The organism is uncultured Algibacter sp. (assembly GCF_947490405.1).
Lineage (GTDB): Bacteria > Bacteroidota > Bacteroidia > Flavobacteriales > Flavobacteriaceae > Algibacter_B.
This window is the reverse complement of sequence record NZ_CANLGU010000001.1, coordinates 235,520-255,125: the sequence shown is the minus strand read 5'-3', so window position 1 is coordinate 255,125 and position 19,606 is coordinate 235,520. Positions and strand designations below refer to the sequence as shown.

Sequence of the window (19,606 nt, the reverse complement as noted above, 5' to 3'; positions counted from 1 at the left end):
AATGAAGAAATTATTTTTTATAGCCGTATTATTAATTGTAGTGTCATGTAATACAAAGGCATCTAGTTCTGCCGATTATAAAGATGCGTCCTTATCAATTGATGAGCGTGTAGAAGCATTATTGCCAAAGTTGTCACTTGAAGAGAAAGTAGCTCAAATGCGAATTTTTCATGCTAATATTGGTACAAAACCTGATGAAAACGGGAACTTAAAACTTTCTGATAAAGTTATAGAAAAGCTAAAGTTGGGTATTGCAGGTATTAAAAACCCAGGAGAGCATATTGATGCTGTTGCTGCTGCTAAGCTGAACAATGAACTTCAAAAATACATTATAGAAAACAACCGTTGGGGTATTCCAGCATTGTTTGTTACAGAATCTTATAACGGTGTAGATGCCGAAGGTTGTACCAAATTTGGTCGCCCAATGACGTCTGCAGCATCATTCAATCCAGATTTAGTGCGACGCCAGTGGGATGTTGTAGGTAGAGAAGCACGATTAAGAGGTATGCATATGTGCCACTCGCCAGAAGCAGATATTGTTCGCGATCCTCGTTTTGGACGTATGAGTGAGGCGTTTGGAGAAGACACCTATTTAACAACGCAGATGGTTAAAAATGCCATAATTGGTGTGCAAGGTAATTACGAAGGTTTAGGAAACGGAACACATATTGGTGCCGTAGCAAAACACTTTGCAGGGTACGGGCAAGTATTAGGAGGCTCAAACTTTGCAGCCATTGAAATTTCTGAAAGAACATTAATTGATGAAATTTATCCACCGTTTGAAGCGGCAGTAAAAGAAGCAAAAACCTTAGGTGTTATGGCATCTCATGGCGATTTAAACGGTGTGGCAAGTCATGGCAATCCAGAATTACTAACGGGCGTATTAAGGGACCAATGGGGGTTTGAAGGTTACGTGGTGTCAGATTCTAACGATATCGCACGCTTGTATTATTTTATGAATGTGGCAGAGTCTCCAGAAGCCGCAGCACAAATGGGCTTAGAAGCAGGAATAGATATTGATTTATATGCTGAAGATTCTTATGCGTACTTACCAGAAATGGTAAAAGATAATCCAGATCTAGAAAAACTAATAGATAGATCTGTAAGACGTGTACTAAGAACAAAATTTATTTTAGGATTGTTCGATAATCCTTATATCGATATTGAAGCGGTTAAAAAAGGAGTAAGAGCTGAGTCGTCTTTAGAATTAGCTAAAGAGTCAGATTTAGAATCTGTTATCTTATTAAAGAACGAAAATAAAGCCTTACCATTATCGAAAAACAAGTCTTTAAAAGTGGCATTATTAGGGCCGCTATTAAATGAAGATACAAAACAAATGTTTGAGTCTGCAGCAGGTTCCAATATAAAATTTATTGCAGAAAAAGGCTTTCAATTAACCAATCAAAAAGGTGGTGCACCAGAGCTTTTAGAAAGAGATCCAAAGGCCATTGCCAGTTTGGTGAATAAAGCGAGGTCTGCCGATGTATCTATATTGTTTTTAGGAGGCGATAAGTACACCGCTAAAGAAGCTTATTTTAGCAGCAGTACTTTAGGAGACCGCGCTACAATAGACCCTGTAGGGCCTCAAGACGAGTTGGTAGAAAAAATTAAAGCCTTAGGAAAACCAGTAATTGTAGTATTAAAACATAGAAGAACACTATCTATAAATGCCATTTCAGAACATGCCGATGCTATTTTAGATACTTGGGATTTAAGTGAATTTGGAGATCATTCTACAGCAAGAATCATCTTTGGAGAAGTATCGCCATCAGGTAAATCACCTGTAACAATTCCAAGATCTATTGGGCAATTGCCATACCATTATAGCATGAAAGAAATCAACTATAAAAAAGAATATTTGTTCTTGGGCAAAGGGCCGTTATATCCTTTTGGTCATGGGTTAAGTTATGGCGATTTCAAATATTCAGATATCGCAATTTCAAATGCAGAAATAACACCAGATACTGAGTTAGAAGTTAGCGTAAAAGTTACTAACAATGGTAGTGTTAAAGCCAAAGAAGTGGTGCAAATGTATATTAAAGATGAAATTGGTTCAGTAACAAGGCCAGACAAAGAGCTCAAAGCTTTTGAGAAAATAGAACTAGACGCTGGAGAAAGTAAAACGGTTTCTTTCACTATAACACCAAAAATGCTAGAATTTACAGGCATTGCAATGGAAAAAGTTTTAGAAGCAGGAGACTACACTGTAAAAGTGGGTACGTCTTCTCAAGAGTATTTAGAAACAACATTCAAACTAAAAAAATAATACTAAAAAAATGAAAAAAATAGCATTAACACTTTTAGCAGTAGTTACGCTTTTTAATTGTTCTGTAGCTCAAAAAACTGTAGCACAAAGCGCAATTGATAAAACTCAAATAAAAGCATCTATGATTAATGCTTTAGAGTGGCAAGAAGCACACCCAATTATTGCTCTTGCACCAACCGATTGGACTAACGGTGCCTATTACACAGGCGTGGTTAGAGCCCACAAAGCCACAAAAGATATGATGTATATGGCGGCTTTAAAAAACCAAGGGTATTGGAACAACTGGAACACGCTCGATCGCGTACACCATGCCGATGATGTAGCTATTTCGTATAGCTATTTGTATATAGATATGACAGACCGTAGAAAGAATTTTGTAGATCTAGAACCCACAAAAAAATTCTTAGACGCGCATTTATACGATGACGATAATTGGAAAGCAGGAACCGATAAATCAAAATACGGAAGAACCATTTTATGGTGGTGGTGCGATGCCTTATTTATGGCACCGCCAGTATTAAACCTGTATGCAAAACACACCAACCAACCTAAGTATTTGGACGATATGCATAAGTTTTACATGGAAACTTACAACCAATTGTATGATGAAGAAGAGCGGTTATTCGCAAGAGATATGCGTTTTGTTTGGACAGGGTCAAATAAAGATAGTAAAGAGCCAAACGGCAAAAAAGTATTCTGGTCTCGCGGAAACGGTTGGGTTATTGCAGGTTTAGCTTTAATTCTAGACGATATGCCGGCAGACTATAAGCACCGTCCGTTTTACGAAAAATTATATAAAGATATGGCTGCAAAAATGTTAGAAATTCAACCAGAAGATGGGCTTTGGCGAACAAGTTTACTAAGTCCAGAATCCTATAATCATGGTGAAGTAAGCGGCAGTGGTTTCCACACGTTTGCCTTAGCCTGGGGTATCAACAACGGTTTGTTAGATAAAAAACATAAGCCAGCAGTTATTAAAGCTTGGAACGCTATAGCAAAATGCCAGCACGACGATGGTCGCGTAGGTTGGGTGCAAAATATCGGCGCATTTCCAGAGCCAGCATCGGCAGATTCTTGGCAAAATTTTGGTACAGGCGCCTTTTTAATGGCGGGTAGCGAGATATTAAAATTAGATTAGTACACTATTTTTTTGGGCGTTACCCACAAGGGGTCGGGCTTTACGTTGCAAGTCCTCGCTCCGTGCCTCCGCTGTGGGCTTTCCACTGCAATCCCTAACGCGGGGTCTGTTTGCTGGCTGTAAGTCCATCTAAAATTTAAAGCCTATTTGCCGTATATATTACAATGCGGCATTTGTGCTTTTAAAAAACCATTCAAATGAGAATATTTACTGTATTATTAGTGTTCAGTTTATGTGTAGTAAGCTGTCAAACAAAAAAAGAAGATCAAGCAACTACATCAAAAAATCTTACACATTTAAAGTTGCCCGAACGTCCAAATATCCTGTGGTTAGTAACCGAAGATATGAGCGCGTATATTCCACCATTTGGCGACTCAACAGTAGCAACACCAAACTTAAGTAAACTAGCTAGCGAAGGCGTTATTTATCCCAATCTATATTCTACATCAGGTGTTTGTGCGCCAAGTAGAGCAGCAATAGCTACAGGCATGTATCCATCTAGTATTGGGGCAAACCACATGCGAGTTAACTCATATACAAAAGAAAGAGGGTTACCAGCTTATGAAGCAGTACCGCCACCAGATACAAAAATGATAAGCGAGTGGATGCGTAGCGCTGGGTATTATTGTACCAATAACTACAAAACCGATTATCAATTTAAAGCACCGGTAACCGCCTGGGATGAAAATAGCCCTTATGCACACTGGCGAAACAGAGCAGATAAGCAACCGTTTTTTTCAATATTTAATTTTACAGTAACGCATGAATCTGGATTGTTCGAACCCTATGGCTTCCGAGAAATAGAAACAAGGCATTACCACGCTGGCGATAAAAACTACAAATGGAAAAATTTTGGAGCATCCCACGCCAACAATAAAATGACTGAATCAGAAACACCTGTACACATTTCAAAAGACACAAAATTTAAAGTGCCGCCATATTTGCCAGATAACGCCGTGGTACAACGAGACATGTGGAAGCTATACAATAACATTGCCGAAATGGATAAGCAAGTGGGTGTAGTTTTAAAACAATTGGAGGACGATGGTTTGCTAGACAATACTATAATTGTTTTTTACGGCGATCATGGTGGGCCACTACCTAGAGAAAAACGATTGATTTACGATTCTGGATTAAACACCCCGATGATTATCCGTTTTCCTAAAAAATTGCAAGCAGGTACAAAAAACGACCAACTAATCAGTTTTATAGACTTTGCACCAACGTTACTATCGCTTATTGGAGAACAGCCAAAACCCTATATGCAAGGACAAGCGTTTTTAGGAAAGTATAAAGCTGAAGAACGCGATTATATTCATGCGGCTGCAGACCGTTTTGATGCAGAAACCGATGTGATTAGGGCAGTAAGAGACAAGCAATTTAAATACATTAGAAATTACAGGCCAGAACAAGCCTATTATTTGCCAATTACCTACAGAGAGCGTATTCCAGCAATGCAAGAATTGTTGAGGTTGCGAGATGAAGGTAAGCTTAACGCATACCAAAGCCTGTGGTTTAGAGATAAAAAACCTGTAGAGGAATTGTTCGACTGCGCGGTAGATCCCTATGAATTAAACAATCTTGCCGATGACCCAAAATACAAGGCGCAACTTCACAGGTTACGTGGCGAAATGGACGAATGGCTTGAAACTATTGGTGACAATCCAGAGTTACCAGAAGGCGAGCTTATTAAAAAGTTATGGAATACTAGTGAGACACAGCCTGTAACAGCTGCACCAAACATATCAAATCAAAATGGTAGTGTTACAATAGGCTGTGATACTAAAGGCGCTTCAATAGGCTATAAACTGGTAAATAGTAAGGGAAAAGCACCACAATCTTGGACCATCTATCAAAACCCGATAAGCTTACCAGAAGGTGCAAAATTACTTGTAAAAGCACATCGTATTGGGTTTAAAGCGAGTGAAACCATTCAATTTCAATAACATTATCAATCACAAAAATGCAAAAAATCATCACATTAGTATTGTTTTTTTGTTGCATTACAAGCTATTCGCAACAAGTTCGCCATATTGAAACTATTAATGAGTCTTGGCAATTTTACAAAGGCAATCTAGAAACTCCTTTTGCTGAAAACAAATCTATTAGTTGGGAAAACGTAACAATTCCGCATTCATGGAATACAGACGATATTCTTGATGATGAAGCTGGGTATTACCGAGGTGATGGTTGGTATAAAAAAACGATGACAATTCCGCAAATTTACGACAATCAGCAAGTGTTCTTAATGTTCGAGGGTGTCAATCAAGTAAAATCACTTTACGTAAATGGTAAACCTGTTGGAAACGATCATATTGGAGGTTACACAACCTTTACACGAGATATTACTTCGGCTTTAAAATTTGGTAAAAATCAGATAGTAGTTAAGGTAAACAATGCGCATAACGACGAAATAGTACCACAAGCAGCCGATTTTTCGTTTTATGGTGGTATTTATCGCGATGTGCATCTTATCATTACCAAGCCAGTTCATTTTGAGGTTGCGAATTTAGGAGCTAATGCTATTTTTATTAGAACACCAGAGGTTTCGAAAACAACAGCTAAAGTTTCAGTACAATCAAAATTAGCAAGACCAAAAAAAGGACGTTACTATGTGCAACATAAGTTGTTTGATGCTGAAAATACTATAGTCAAATCTATAAAATCATCATCTAAATATAAAAATGATGTGTTTAGTGAATTAACAATCAGTAATCCTAATCTTTGGTCGCCCCAAAATCCATATTTGTATAAATTAGTCTCAGAAATCTTAGATTCTAAAGGCAAGGTTTTAGACCGTTTAGAAAATCCTGTAGGTTTTAGATGGTTTCGTTTTGATGCTAAAGAAGGCTTTTTTATTAACGATGAGCCAACCAAGTTAATAGGCACGTGTCGTCATCAAGATTTTCTTGGGAAAGCCAATGCTGTAAGTGACGAAATTCATAGAAATGATATGAAATTGCTAAAAGAAATGGGTTCAAACTTTTTGCGAATTGCCCATTATCCGCAAGATCCTGCTATTTTAGAAATGTGTAATAAAATGGGTTTTGTAGCCACTTTAGAAATTCCTTTTGTTGATAAAGCCGCGGCCAACGAAGCAGGAAAGCAAAATAGTATTAACATGTTACGGGAAGCCATTCGCTTTAATTATAATAATCCCGCTATTGTGGCGTGGAATTTAGGTAACGAAACTACCATGAAAGCACCTGATAAATTGGGTGAAACATACACAAAACACTTTATAAGTACACATGAAGCTTTAGCAAAAACGATTAAGGAAGAAGATGAAACCCGATATTCTTATTCGGTATTTTTTAGAGAACCAGCTTATCAAGATAAATTAGGTATTCGATTAACCGATTTGGTAGGTTATAACAAATACTACGGATGGTATATTGAAGAATTAGAAGATATAGATAAAAACTTAAGAGATTTAGTTAAACGTTCTTTAGAGCTCAATCCAGATAAACCTTTTATTTTAAGTGAATATGGTGGTGGTGCAGACCCAAGGTTGAGAACCTACAACCCAACTCGTTTTGATTTTAGTGTAGAGTATCAGTTTCTACTTCATAAAGCTTATATGAAGGCAATTCTTGATATTCCTGAAATTGTAGGAGCCAATGTTTGGAATTATGCCGATTTTCAGGTAGAACATCGTAAGGATGCAGTGCCACATATTAATAACAAGGGATTGCTGTCGGCAGATAGAAAGAAAAAAGATGCCTATTACCTTTATAAAGCCTTACTTGGTAAAACTCCTTTTTTAAAAATAGCTTCAAAATCATGGAAAAAAAGAGCAGGAATTGCCGATGTTAAAGGAGGTAAAGTAGCCACACAGCCTATTACCATTGTTGGGAATTCAAAAACAGTAGAACTTATTATCAATGGAAAATCGTTAGATAAAAAAACATTTGATTTTTCTACTGCAACATTTGATGTGCCACTAAAAAATGGAGAGAATGTAATTGAAGTGATTTCAGAAAACAACGGTCAGGTTTTAAAAGATTTTGCCACTATTGATTTCACACTTCAACCAAAACATTTAAATAGTAAAGAAAACCCATTTAAAGAAATAGCAATTAACGTTGGCTCCTACTGTTATTTTATTGAAACCGATAATGTAGATTATTTATGGATGCCCGATAAAGCTTATGAAAAAGGAGGTTTTGGTTATGTTGGAGGCGATTTTTTAAGATTTAAAAGTAAAAGAAGAAATAATATTGGTGTTGATGTGAGTTTAAAAGGCACTGAAAACGACCCAATTTACCAAACCCAACGCGTGGGTATTGACGCTTATAAATTTGACGTTCCTAAAGGAAGTTACGAATTAACCTTGCTTTTAGCCGAATTAAAAACCAGAGATAGTAACGTTATGAACATTACTGTAAATGGGATTACCCTTTGGAATAACTTGAATTTAAAATCTGAATTTGGTGTAGACAGAGGTGTTGCCAAACGCTTTTTAATTACGGTTGAAGATGATAAAGGCATCACTGTGAATTTTAACGCTGCAAAAGGAAAAACCCGATTAAGTGGTATTAAACTTAGAAAAGTAAATTAATACCCGCGGGTTTTAATTTAACTACTAGGTACATTTACAAACTCTTGGGTATTATTTATGACATGTTTAAATTACTTTAAAATGAAAAAATATAGATACTTTTTACCCATATTGTTTATTATTTGTGGTTGTCAAAAAAATAACCAGATAATAGAGACAAGAGAGCCCAATGTAACGCTATCACAATTGAGCGAAGAGTTTAAGGCACCTTCCAATAAATACCGTCCTGAAACCTGGTTTCATCTTAACGGAAATAATATAAGTAAAGAGGGTTTAACACTAGATTTAGAGGCTATAAAAGCAGCTGGTTTGCAAGGTATTCATTTATTTAATAAAGCAGGAAGACCTTTCCCAAATGTAAAACCTATTGAAATCCTATCCCCCGAATGGGAAGATATGATTCGTCATGCCGCAGATGAATGCAAACGTTTAGGTTTAAAATTTACGATGCAAAATTGTCCAGGTTGGTCAATGACTGGTGGGCCGTGGGTACCAGTTGAAGAAGCGCAACGCGAAGTTGTTGAAACAATCTACAGAATATCTGGAGGTAAACTATTTGATGATACTTTAACGATAGATAGTGTATACCAGACAACAGATTATGATTATAAAGATATACAGGTTTTAGCATTTCCAACACCAAAAGGCGATAATATAGAACCTTTGCATCCTTCAAAAATAGAAACAAATAATTCAATTGTGCCGTGGAAGGATATCTTCAATCCCAATTCAAAAATTATAGTTACACGAAAAACAACACAACTTGATAAGCCACTAAATGCGTATCGCGCTAAAGGTATTTCAAAAGTAAACAATCAAAAAACTTGGGTAAAAACAAGCTTTAATTCTCCTGTAACGTTACGTACAATTACGTTGCCACAATTACGTCATATCATCATGGGTACTGAATATCCTAAAGTAAATGTGGCTATTAAAGTTGAAGCATTAATTGCTAATACGTTAACAGAAATTACTACTATAAATTTGCCAGACGCTAATTGGAATGATAGACGAAAACACTTAACATTAGCCATTCCAGAGACTACCTCAAATACATTTGTATTTACATTTGAAGGCGAACATACAATAGCTCCAGAATTCATGCGGTTAAGTTCAAAACCAAAATTTCATAATCATGAAGCCAAAGCAGCTAAAGTATTAAGGCGTCTTGAAAAAGACGTAGAGTTTAATTATGCTGAAAACACAATGATTAAGTCTAAAAATATTATCAATATTACCGATAAAATGACTTCTGAAGGAAATTTAACTTGGAAGGTGCCTGAAGGTAATTGGACAATAGTACGTTTTGGCCATATTAACATGAGATTAACCAATAAACCTGCGGTTCCTGAAGCTACAGGTTGGGAATCTAGTAAGCTAGATAAAATAGCCATTGAGAACCATTTACGAAATGGAATGATTGGTAATTTAATTAAACCTGGCGGTCCAATAGGAGATGGTAAATTGCACGGCTTATTAATAGATAGTTGGGAAAGCCACGTGCCTACTTGGACTATAAATTCTCAGGATCTGTTTACCGAATTTAAAACCAGAAGAGGCTATAGCATGAAAACCTATTTGCCCACAACTATGGGATATATTGTGGATAGTCCTGAGATAACCACCAAATTTTTAAGAGATTTACGTCATACTATGGATGAAGTGTTTATTGATAATTTCTTCAAACATTTTGCTACAGTAGCCCATGATATGGGTGCTGAAGTTTACACTGAAGGCGCAGGAGGTGAAGTATTGCCTATAGACCCAATGCGTTATTATGGCGTAAGCGATGTACCTATGACGGAATTTTGGTATCCCAAAGCGCCATCAGCTCAAAATGAATACGCAAAACCCATCTACAACGCAGCATCTGCAACGCATTTGTATAACAAACCTGTTTTGGCTGCTGAGGCTTGTACGCAATTAGGCGTTAAATGGAACGAGCATCCATTTTCTGTTAAATACTTAATAGACTATAACTTCGCAAAAGGAGTTAATCATTTGGTATTTCATACGTTTTCACATACACCACAAACCAATGTATATCCAGGTTCTAGTTTTGGAGGAAATATTGGGTTTCCTCTGGTTCGCCAACAAACGTGGTGGCCTTATATGAAAGATTGGACGGATTATTTATCAAGAAATCAATATGTTTTGCAACAAGGCGAATACGTGGCTGATGTGCTAAGATATTGCGGTGATCATTTTGATAGACCGCCTTTCGATTTAGATGCATTCCCAGAAGGCTACCGGTTTGATTATTTAAATGCAGAAATATTGCAGGATAAATTAAGTGTTAAAAATGGTAAAATTCATGTTGAAGATGGCGGCGACTACCGCATAATCACACTTCGTGACTCAAAGGAAATGTTATTATCTACAGTTCAAAAGTTGAAAGCGCTAGTGGAAGCTGGTGCTGTTATTTTGGGCGATAAACCTCAAGATTCTCCAAGTTTAATGGATGATGAAAACGATTTAGAACACCTTCAAACAATTGCAAATCAGTTGTGGGGAGACTCTAAAAGCGGCGTAAAACAAGTAGGTAAAGGTAAAGTATATTGGGGAAAAACACTAGATGCCGTTCTTGAGGCAGAACATATATCGCCAGATGTAATTGTACCTAAAGAATTAGATATTAATTGGATTCATCGAAAAACAAAAGATGCCGATATTTACTTTGTAGCCTCAAGACTTAATAAACCTGTTGATGTAGCCCTTAGTTTTAATGTAAAAGGAAATCCAAAAATATGGGATGCTTATACGGGTAATCAAGAAGAGGCAAAGGTTTGGAATATAACAAATGGCAGAACTAATGTGGCATTATCATTACCATCTAGTGGAAGTGCTATTATAGTGTTCACTAAAGATGATAAAAAGCCATTAGCTACAAAAATTGTTTTGGAAGATGAGGTTATTTTAAATTCTGAAACAGGATGGTTTAAAATTCATGACACTAACGATGTTGTAAAAATAAAATTTGAAGATGATAACCTTATCGCTTCTCAATCTGGCGTATATAAATTTTATTTAAATGAAAAAGTGTTATCAAAAACTGTTGCGGTTAATGAAACTTTACTTCAAGAAGATTGGACATTACATTTTGAAAAAGGTTGGGAAACTCCAGAGCAAATTAAATTACCTGAATTAACGTCAATAACTAAACTGCCTAATGCTGCAGTTAACCACTATTCTGGGACAATAACCTATTCAAAATCAATAGAAATAGAAAACATTAACCAGCGTTTAATTTTAGATTTAGGAGAGGTAGCTAATATAGCTGAGGTGTTTTGTAATGGAAAAAAAGTAGGCGTAAAGTGGGCGCCACCTTTTGAGTTTAATGTAACGGATTATGTTGTAAAAGGGAAAAACCAGTTTAAAATTAAAGTAACCAATACGTGGCGAAATCAACTTATTTTTGATGCATCTAGACCAAAGCACTTAAAAAAGACTTGGACAACAAATCCACCGAAAGGTAATAATCTAAAACTTGAAGCATTAGGTATAATTGGTGATGTAAAATTAAGGTCAATAGATTAGACAATAGTTTATCAATGAGCTTTTTATCTTATATATAATGTCTTTTACCGAAAACAAAACTTAAATAGCTTAAATACAGGATAGTTCAGGATGCAAATGTATTGTGGTTTTCAATAAATTGATGTGCTCTATAAGCACCAACTTTTACTAAACTACTATGAAAAAAACTACTATTACTACAGTATTACTCTCAGTACTACTATTGTTTCCTATTTTAAGTACAGCACAAGTAACTTTAGAATCTGAAGTTAAAGTTACAGATTTAGCGATGTACTTTACTGGTGTTCAAAATCAAAATAGCACGAGACAAGCTGAGTCAGAACCCTACGATTATGCTTACGGTCCAGCTTTATCACCACATGGCGATTGTATCAAAACCTATAAACAATATGTGTTTATGACATGGTATCGAGGAGGTAAACTAGATAGGCATGTAATGCTTACACGTTATAATACCGAAACTGGTGTTATGAAAACAATTGAATTTCCGCATCAACATACAGGGTTAAAAGGCAAGTGGTGGATTGGAGAGACACATAATACTATTGCTATTGGTATTAGTCCTATAAATGGAACCATACACATGGTTTATGATATGCACGCTTACACAAATAGTGGAGCTTTTGTAAACGATTATTTTAGGTATACTTATTCTATACCAAACGCTGCCGAACTTTCTGATGAAGAGTTTACTTTAGATAAATTTGTAAAAGATCCTTTAGATGATGATTATAGGCATTGTACTATGGACGGTGTTAGAGATGCACCACACTATGATAGATTTACTTATCCCCAATTCTTTTTAAATGATGATGGAGAATTATTTTTAACAGCAAGAGATGGAACATCTCATGATGGTGCACAGGCATTTATTAAATATGAAGCAAGTGAAACCAAATGGGGACGATTTAAGTATTTTAATGCTTTAGGAGCTCAAGCAAAAGGAGAAACTCATAACTGGAGTATTTATGGAAGTATTAAATATGCTAATGGTAAAATAAGAGCAGGTTTTCAAAGAAGATTAAATACGGGAGCTGATAAATATCAATATCAAAATGGTGTGTACTATGCTTATTCTGATGACCCTACAGGTGAATCTCAATGGAAAAATCATAAAGGTGAAGATATGACGCTTCCTTTAGTTAAGGCAGAAGAGGTTTTAGTTTACGAACCCGGGGATTATGTAGAAACTACAGCTCAAAATAAAGTACATATTGTAAGTGGATTTGACTGGACGGTAACTGATAACGAAGATGTACACATAATAAGTAGAGTAAAAGATAATGAAAACAACGTTACCAAATATATACATAGTTATAAACCTAGTGGTGCTAGCGAGTTTATAATTTCTACAGATTTTACGGGAGCACAAGCATTGTATACCTCGAGTGATGATGTATTTGTTGTTGGGTTAAATTCATCAGGTAGACCATTTGTAGATAGAACAGAAGGTGGTACAAATCTTTTTACTAGAGTTTATGAGCAAACCTCTGGAAAGCGCTTTAGAAAAGGACAAGTACATATTTCTGATGGTAAACTTTATTATTACCTTTTAGAAAATAATACATCAGATAATGATGAAACACAACCTACTTATTTACAAATAATAGATTTAGACGTAATTGAAGGCCCAAAACCGTTTGCTGTGAATATGGTAACACCAACGGATAACCAATCGTTTCCTGAAGATAAAAATATACAGCTATATGCTATTGCTACCGCTGATGTTGGTGAAATAACAAAAGTTGAGTTTATGGTAAATGATGCTTTATTACAAGAAGACACCTCAAAGCCTTATATTCTAGATTGGACACCAAGTAGTGTTGGGACATATACTTTGAAAGCAGTAGCCTATAAAACGGGTGGAGAAAGTATAACATCATCAGAAATTACTATTGAAGTTACCGAGGTAGATGAAAGTGATTTAACACTAGATGTTTATAGATTACGTAATATGGCTACAGGTGAGTTTTTAGGTGATGAAGGTGGAAGTGCTAACCCTGTAACTATGAACGACACGGCAGAAGAAAACAATAGACACTGGTCTTTCGTGAAAACCAATGTTGGCGGTGTAGACTACTTTAATATTGATAGTGAAAACAACGGTATATTACGCGCTACAGGAAGCGGTTTTTCAGCAGGAGCATATCTTGTGGTAAGCACAGGGAAATCAGCACCAGCAAGCGATGGAGATAAAATTTGGACAGTACATTACAACGAAACCAATAATACTTTTAGATTTGAATCTAAAGATAATGGACGTTTTTTATACCACGATGCAAATGGAGGTGTTTACAACATTAATGCTCAAGATACAGATTTACGAAGCGTGTGGCAAGCTATTCCTGCAAGTCAGGTTTTAAGCACAATAGATAATCAACATTTATCATCATCAATAAAAATATACCCAAATCCTGCAGAAAATAGTTTTATCATAACATTTGACGGACTAAACACTGCTGAAGTTAAAATTAGCGATATGTTGGGTAAATTAATATACAAAACAAATACCTCAGATGGAAGAGTTGAATTATCAAGAACAGATGGTTTTTCTTCTGGGATTTATATCATTCAGGTATCGGATGAAAATGGAGCAACATCAAACAAAAAATTGGTGTTTAAATAATATCGAAAATATATATTGAGTTGTTCAAACTGCAAGCATCCTGTTATAACTATAAACTAAAACCAATTTTTATGAAAGTACTTTTTCAAAGGGTGTTTTTCAAAAAGTATGTAACATTTTCATTACTATTCTTAGCATTGTACTTTGTTCCTAATAAGATCTTCGCACAAGTGACTTTCATAGAAAGCTCAACGATAACAGATGAAGCGCTTTATTTTTGGAAAGCAGATGATCCAAAACCTTTTCACTATGGTCAGAGTATAAATCCACACGGTAACTGTATGAAAGTTTTAAATGGTTTTGTGTTTTATACCTGGTATCGCGGAGGGTGGTCAGACCGTACTTTAATGATTTCAAGAAAAAAAATAGGAGAAGGAGATTGGGTTCATGTAGAATTACCTGCTAGAATGAGTCTAGTAGGAGGTAAAGGAGATACACATTTAACTACTAATGTTGGTGTTTGTTCTATAGATGGTACTATACACTTAATGTTTGATCATCATAATGAAGATTTAAATTATATAAGGTCAAAAAAGAATATAGCTTTTGGTCCTGATAGTGATTTTACAGCTGATAATTTTTTGCCACAGCAAGATTATTTAATACCTGGTAAGAAAATAACAAGTGTAACTTATCCAGATTTATTTAATAACGATTTGGGTGAAATGTATTTTGAAAGACGATTAGGGTCTGCAGTTGGTGGTGATATCGTAATGACTTATTATGATGGTAATAATTGGTCGCAGGAGTCTACAATAATTAGAGGGAGAGGGAGTGAAGTTACTCAAGGCGAAAGGGGTTTTAGTTATGGTAGTGCTTATTTTATAAATAATAAGTTTTACTACGCTTATTCACCTCGTTGGGCAGAGTCTCCAACTAGATTAAACGAAGGTGTTTATGTGATGGAGTTAGGCTCGAGAATGAACGATAAAGCCACAACAGTTGATGGTAAGAGTTATAATTTACCAATTATAGATCACACCCCGTTTTTAATTGCTAATCCTAGAAGTGTGCCAGATAATGCAGGTTGGGCAGGAGGACCACAGTTAGCTATTTCTCCTAAAAATGATATTTACACCTATATAAAACCCAAAGGCACGGACGCTTATAATTATCTTAGAAAACAAGATAAAATTGAATTTGCTGAGGATAGAAATAAAGGATCTTTAGGTGTGTTCTATGGAAATCGTATGTATAAGTTTAATTTAACAGGAGGTAATTTTGTAGTAACAAGTGCATTAGCTGGAACTTACACATGGCGCGAGGATTTTAGAACCAGTATAGGAATAAATGATAGAAAAAGTATTACTGTAATGGATGATGGTGTTATTGCTGTGGTATTTAGTGAAGCTGTAAATAGTGCTACAGTTCCAATTCATTGCTTTGTATTTCAATTACAAAAGGAAGAATACACACCGCAAACCATCAATTTTGGAGCATTAACTCAAAAAACAGAAGGTAATTCTAATTTCACATTAAATGCTACAGCAAGTTCAGGGTTGACAGTATCTTACGCATCTTCAGATACTAATATTGCACGTATCATAAACGGCAATGAAGTGCAAATTATGGGTGTGGGTTCTTGCGAAATTACTGCAAGCCAAAACGGTGATGGTACTTATGATGAAGCTCCTAAGGTTCTTCAAACCTTAGTGGTTAATACAGATGCATCAAAATTAAATCAAACCATTACGTTCAGTTTATCTCCAAATACATATACTTGGGGAAGTCCAGATCAAGTTTTAAATGCCACAGCAAGTTCAGGTTTATTAGTGCAATATGAAAGTACTAATACCGATGTGGCTATTATTGTAGATGGGAAAATACAAGTAAAACGCGCAGGATCAACAACAATAAATGCATTACAATTTGGTGATAACACATACAACGCAGCTCCAATAGTTAGTTATGAATTTACAGTGCCAATTCGTCAACAGGTAATCGATTTTGCAGCTATTCCAGAAGTAACTTCTGGAGATCCAGCATTTAGTCTTGTCGCAACTAGTAATAATTCTGATGCGAACTTCAGATTTTTATGCCCTAATAATCAAGTAGCTATTGTTTGGAATAATCAGGTAAGACATGCGTTAGGAGCAGGTACTGCAACGATAACAGTTACTGATACTGGAAATGATTATTTTACACCAGCAGAAGTTTCAAAAACAATTACTGTTAAAGCTAAAACGCATTCAATACCAACAGAAATTGAAGCGGAACATTATACTACTAAAAGCGGGGTGAATATTACAAGGTGGAGTAATTCAATTTTTTACCTAAACTCATGGAACGAAAATGACTATGCAGAATATACTATAGATGTTCCACAAGATGGGGTTTATGATATTGAGGTTTTTACTGCCTCCATAGGGGCTTCAAAAAAGCTAAAGATTATGAAAGGTTCCTCTCAGCTTAAATCTATTACACTTAGAACTACACCAAACCTCACAAGGTTTTTAGGAACTAAATCGACTATTACGCTTCAAAAAGGAGTACAAAAAATTAGAGTTGTTGGTGAAGTTGGTGGTTTTAATTTTGACCGTATGGTTATTGGAGAAGAAACTAGTAATGGTGAAGGATCAGATGATATTTTTTGGATTAGAAATGTAGCAACAGACAAGTTTTTAGGAGAAGGTTCGTCTAGTGCGCAACCTGTTGTTATGCATGATGATGTAGGGGATAATTCCAGGCAATGGGAAATTAAAGAAGTTTCAGCTACAAACTTTGTTAATATAGATAATATGAATAGTGGTATTTTACGTGCTACAGGCGCTGGTTTTTCAGGAGGTGCTTTTCTAGTAGTCAGTACTACTAAACCTTCACCAGCAACAGATGCTGATAAAGTTTGGACTTCTCATTATAACGACAATGATAAGACATATAGATTTGAAGCAGGTACTAGTAACCGTTTTTTGTATTATCATGAAAACGGAAGTGTAATTACAACAGAGGTTGATGAAACAGATGAAAGAAGTAAATGGCAAGTGCTACCTACAAGTCAATCTTTGAGTATATCAAATGAAGAATTGAACGAGTCTTCAATAAATATATACCCAAATCCTGCAGAAGATAGTTTTACTATAAAATTTCAAAACCTAAAGACCACTAAGGTTGAAATTTATAATATTCTGGGGGAGCTTATTTATCAAAATTCACAAAAACGCAATGTTATAGAAGTTAAAAATATAAGGTTTGAAACAGGTGTTTATCTAGTGAAAGCTTTTTCAAATGATAATAAGGTGCTTTATTCTAAATTGGTTATAAAATAGTTTCGTAATCAGTTTATGAAAATTTATTGTACTGTGTCTTATCTTAAATGCAGGACAGCTCAGGATAGTCTTTTGAGCTATTATTAACAACTTTACATGTTATTTGTTTTTAATACAGATATAATAAATATACAAAACAGCTATGAAAAAAAATACTTTTAAATCCATCTTGCTTTCCGTTTTTATGTTATGCTCTATTTGCATAACAGCTCAAGATGCACCACCTTCTGATGATATTTTTAGGTTGAAAAATGTGGCTACAGGAAAATTCTTAACGGCTTCAAACGTAAGTGCTGCTCCTGTTACTATGTCAGATACAGGTGAACAACCAGACACACATTTTACTTTTGTACAAAGTGGAGCGTTTTATAACATTGACAGTGAAGTTTCAGGTGCATTGCGTGCACCAGGTTCTAGTGGACCTGGAGGTGCTTTTGTGGTTGTTAGTACTCTTAAAAACACTCCAACAACTGATAGTGATAAAATATGGACAATCCAACATAACCAGACAAATGATACATATAGATTCCAATCAAGTAATAGCGGTAGATTTATGTATCATAATGAGGATGGAACAGTAACTCATATTGAAGTTTTGGACACAGATGACAGAAGTAATTGGGAACTCATTCCTTTTGTACAAGTTTCTGTAGGAGTAGCTCCTGATGAAGATACAAATCCAGACATTTCTTGTCCAGCTTCGGGGGAATTTCAAAATAATAACACAAGAGTAGTAGACATACCAAACTCCGTGAACGTAGGTACTGCAGATGATAGAACTTGCTACTCTGATTATTCTGAAAGCAGTGTGTATGGTAAAACTTGGGGCGTTTATAACATAACGCACAATTCTAACCACTGGGATGCTCCCAACACTTTGCAGCCAAGAATTGAACGATCAATGCCTAGGTCTACTGAAACAGGAGTTGGAAGTTTCGCAAGATTAACAGGAGTATTTAGAATCCTTGAAGTAGGTGATACGGGTTCTTTTGGTCAAAGTGGTAGTTACATAGCTCAAGCCAAAGGTAAACACACAGGTGGTGGCGGACCGCCAGATCCTGCAATTTGTTTATATAGAGCGCACCCTGTTTATGGCACTGGTGTAGATGCAGATAAGCAAGTAGCATTCGATATTTATGCTGAGCGCATCTTAGAGCGAGGCGGATCGGGTAGTGGAAGAGAGGTGGTTTTTTTAAAGCGAGTAGATAAGGATGCCGAAACTAGCTTTGAGTTGGAGATAGGTTTCGCTGAAGATCCAAATGATTCCACTAAAAAAATTCATTACTGTAATGCCGTAATTGGGGGAGATGTTTTTAACTGGAATATTCCTGATCCTGAAAGAGGTACAGAATCTGGTATTAGATATGGTGCTTACCGAGTTAGAGGCGGTAGAGCACAAATCAGATGGGCAAATACCATGTATCAGAAAGCAGAATTTGAAGATAATGGTAGTGGATCAACAGATGATGATATTTACAGGATGAGAAATGTAGCTACAGGAAAATTCTTAACAGATTCAGGGGTGTCAGCTACGCCAGTTACAATGACAGATTCAGGTGAAGCAACAAATACACACTGGACTTTTACTGAAAGCGGAGCATTTTTTAATATAGATAGTGAATCTTATGGTGTACTTCGTGCAACAGGTTCTGGATTCGCTGGTTTACCTTATGCTGTAGTGAGTACAGGTACAGGTGCACCATCAAGTGATAGCGATAAAGTTTGGACGGTTTCACGCGATTTTTCTGATGATACTTATAGGTTTGAAGCAGGTAACAGTGGTAGATATTTGTATCATGAAGTAAATGGAAGTGTGACCAATATCACAGCTTCAGAGACTGATGATAGAAGTAAATGGGAAGTTATTCCTTTAAGTCAATCACTAAGTATTCATGATAATGAGCTTTCATCTTCAAGAATAAAATTGTATCCTAATCCTTCGGTAGAAAGATTTACCATATCTTTTAAAAATATGAAAGGTGTAAAAGTTAGTATTTATGATGTCTTAGGGAAGGTTGTTTATCAAAACTCTACCAACAAAGATAGCCTTGTAGTTGATAATGATCTTAAATCGGGCGTTTATCTGGTTAAAGTTATTGATAATACAAATAAAGTGTATCATACCAAACTTGTAAAGAGGTAATATACTTTCTAAAATTTATATTAAAAAAGCCAGAAAACAGAGTTTTCTGGCTTTTTTAATATAATCAAA

At 35.7% G+C, this 19,606-nt stretch carries 8 protein-coding genes; all 8 read left to right on the top strand.

Annotation, left to right across the window (positions count from 1 at the left end; translation table 11 throughout):
* Window position 1 precedes the first annotated feature (1 nt).
* The 8 genes from Q0772_RS00880 (at window position 2) to Q0772_RS00845 (ending at window position 19,537) form a co-directional block, all read left to right on the top strand.
* Window positions 2-2,266, top strand: a complete 2,265-nt coding sequence (locus Q0772_RS00880) for a glycoside hydrolase family 3 N-terminal domain-containing protein (RefSeq protein ID WP_298338891.1) — start codon at window positions 2-4, stop codon at window positions 2,264-2,266.
* A gap of 10 nt (window positions 2,267-2,276) precedes the next feature.
* Window positions 2,277-3,404, top strand: a complete 1,128-nt coding sequence (locus Q0772_RS00875; RefSeq protein ID WP_298338888.1) for a glycoside hydrolase family 88 protein — start codon at window positions 2,277-2,279, stop codon at window positions 3,402-3,404.
* Between the two features lie 197 nt (window positions 3,405-3,601).
* A complete protein-coding gene (locus Q0772_RS00870) occupies window positions 3,602-5,350 on the top strand; it encodes a sulfatase (protein ID WP_298338885.1) in 1,749 nt (582 codons plus the stop codon).
* A 17-nt stretch (window positions 5,351-5,367) separates the two neighbouring features.
* Window positions 5,368-7,965, top strand: coding sequence for a glycoside hydrolase family 2 TIM barrel-domain containing protein (locus tag Q0772_RS00865; protein ID WP_298338882.1), 2,598 nt, complete (start codon window positions 5,368-5,370; stop codon window positions 7,963-7,965).
* A gap of 81 nt (window positions 7,966-8,046) precedes the next feature.
* Window positions 8,047-11,502 carry a glycosyl hydrolase gene (locus Q0772_RS00860; RefSeq protein ID WP_298338879.1) on the top strand — a complete coding sequence of 1,152 codons (3,456 nt, stop codon included), beginning with the start codon at window positions 8,047-8,049 and terminating at the stop codon, window positions 11,500-11,502.
* Between the two features lie 157 nt (window positions 11,503-11,659).
* Complete coding sequence (locus Q0772_RS00855) at window positions 11,660-14,128, top strand: BNR-4 repeat-containing protein (protein WP_298338876.1); 2,469 nt, start codon at window positions 11,660-11,662, stop codon at window positions 14,126-14,128.
* A gap of 71 nt (window positions 14,129-14,199) precedes the next feature.
* Window positions 14,200-17,394, top strand: a complete 3,195-nt coding sequence (locus tag Q0772_RS00850) for a BNR-4 repeat-containing protein (RefSeq protein WP_298338873.1) — start codon at window positions 14,200-14,202, stop codon at window positions 17,392-17,394.
* A 142-nt stretch (window positions 17,395-17,536) separates the two neighbouring features.
* Window positions 17,537-19,537 (top strand): T9SS type A sorting domain-containing protein, encoded by a 2,001-nt coding sequence (locus tag Q0772_RS00845; RefSeq protein WP_298338871.1) that lies wholly within the window; start codon window positions 17,537-17,539, stop codon window positions 19,535-19,537.
* Window positions 19,538-19,606 lie beyond the last annotated feature (69 nt).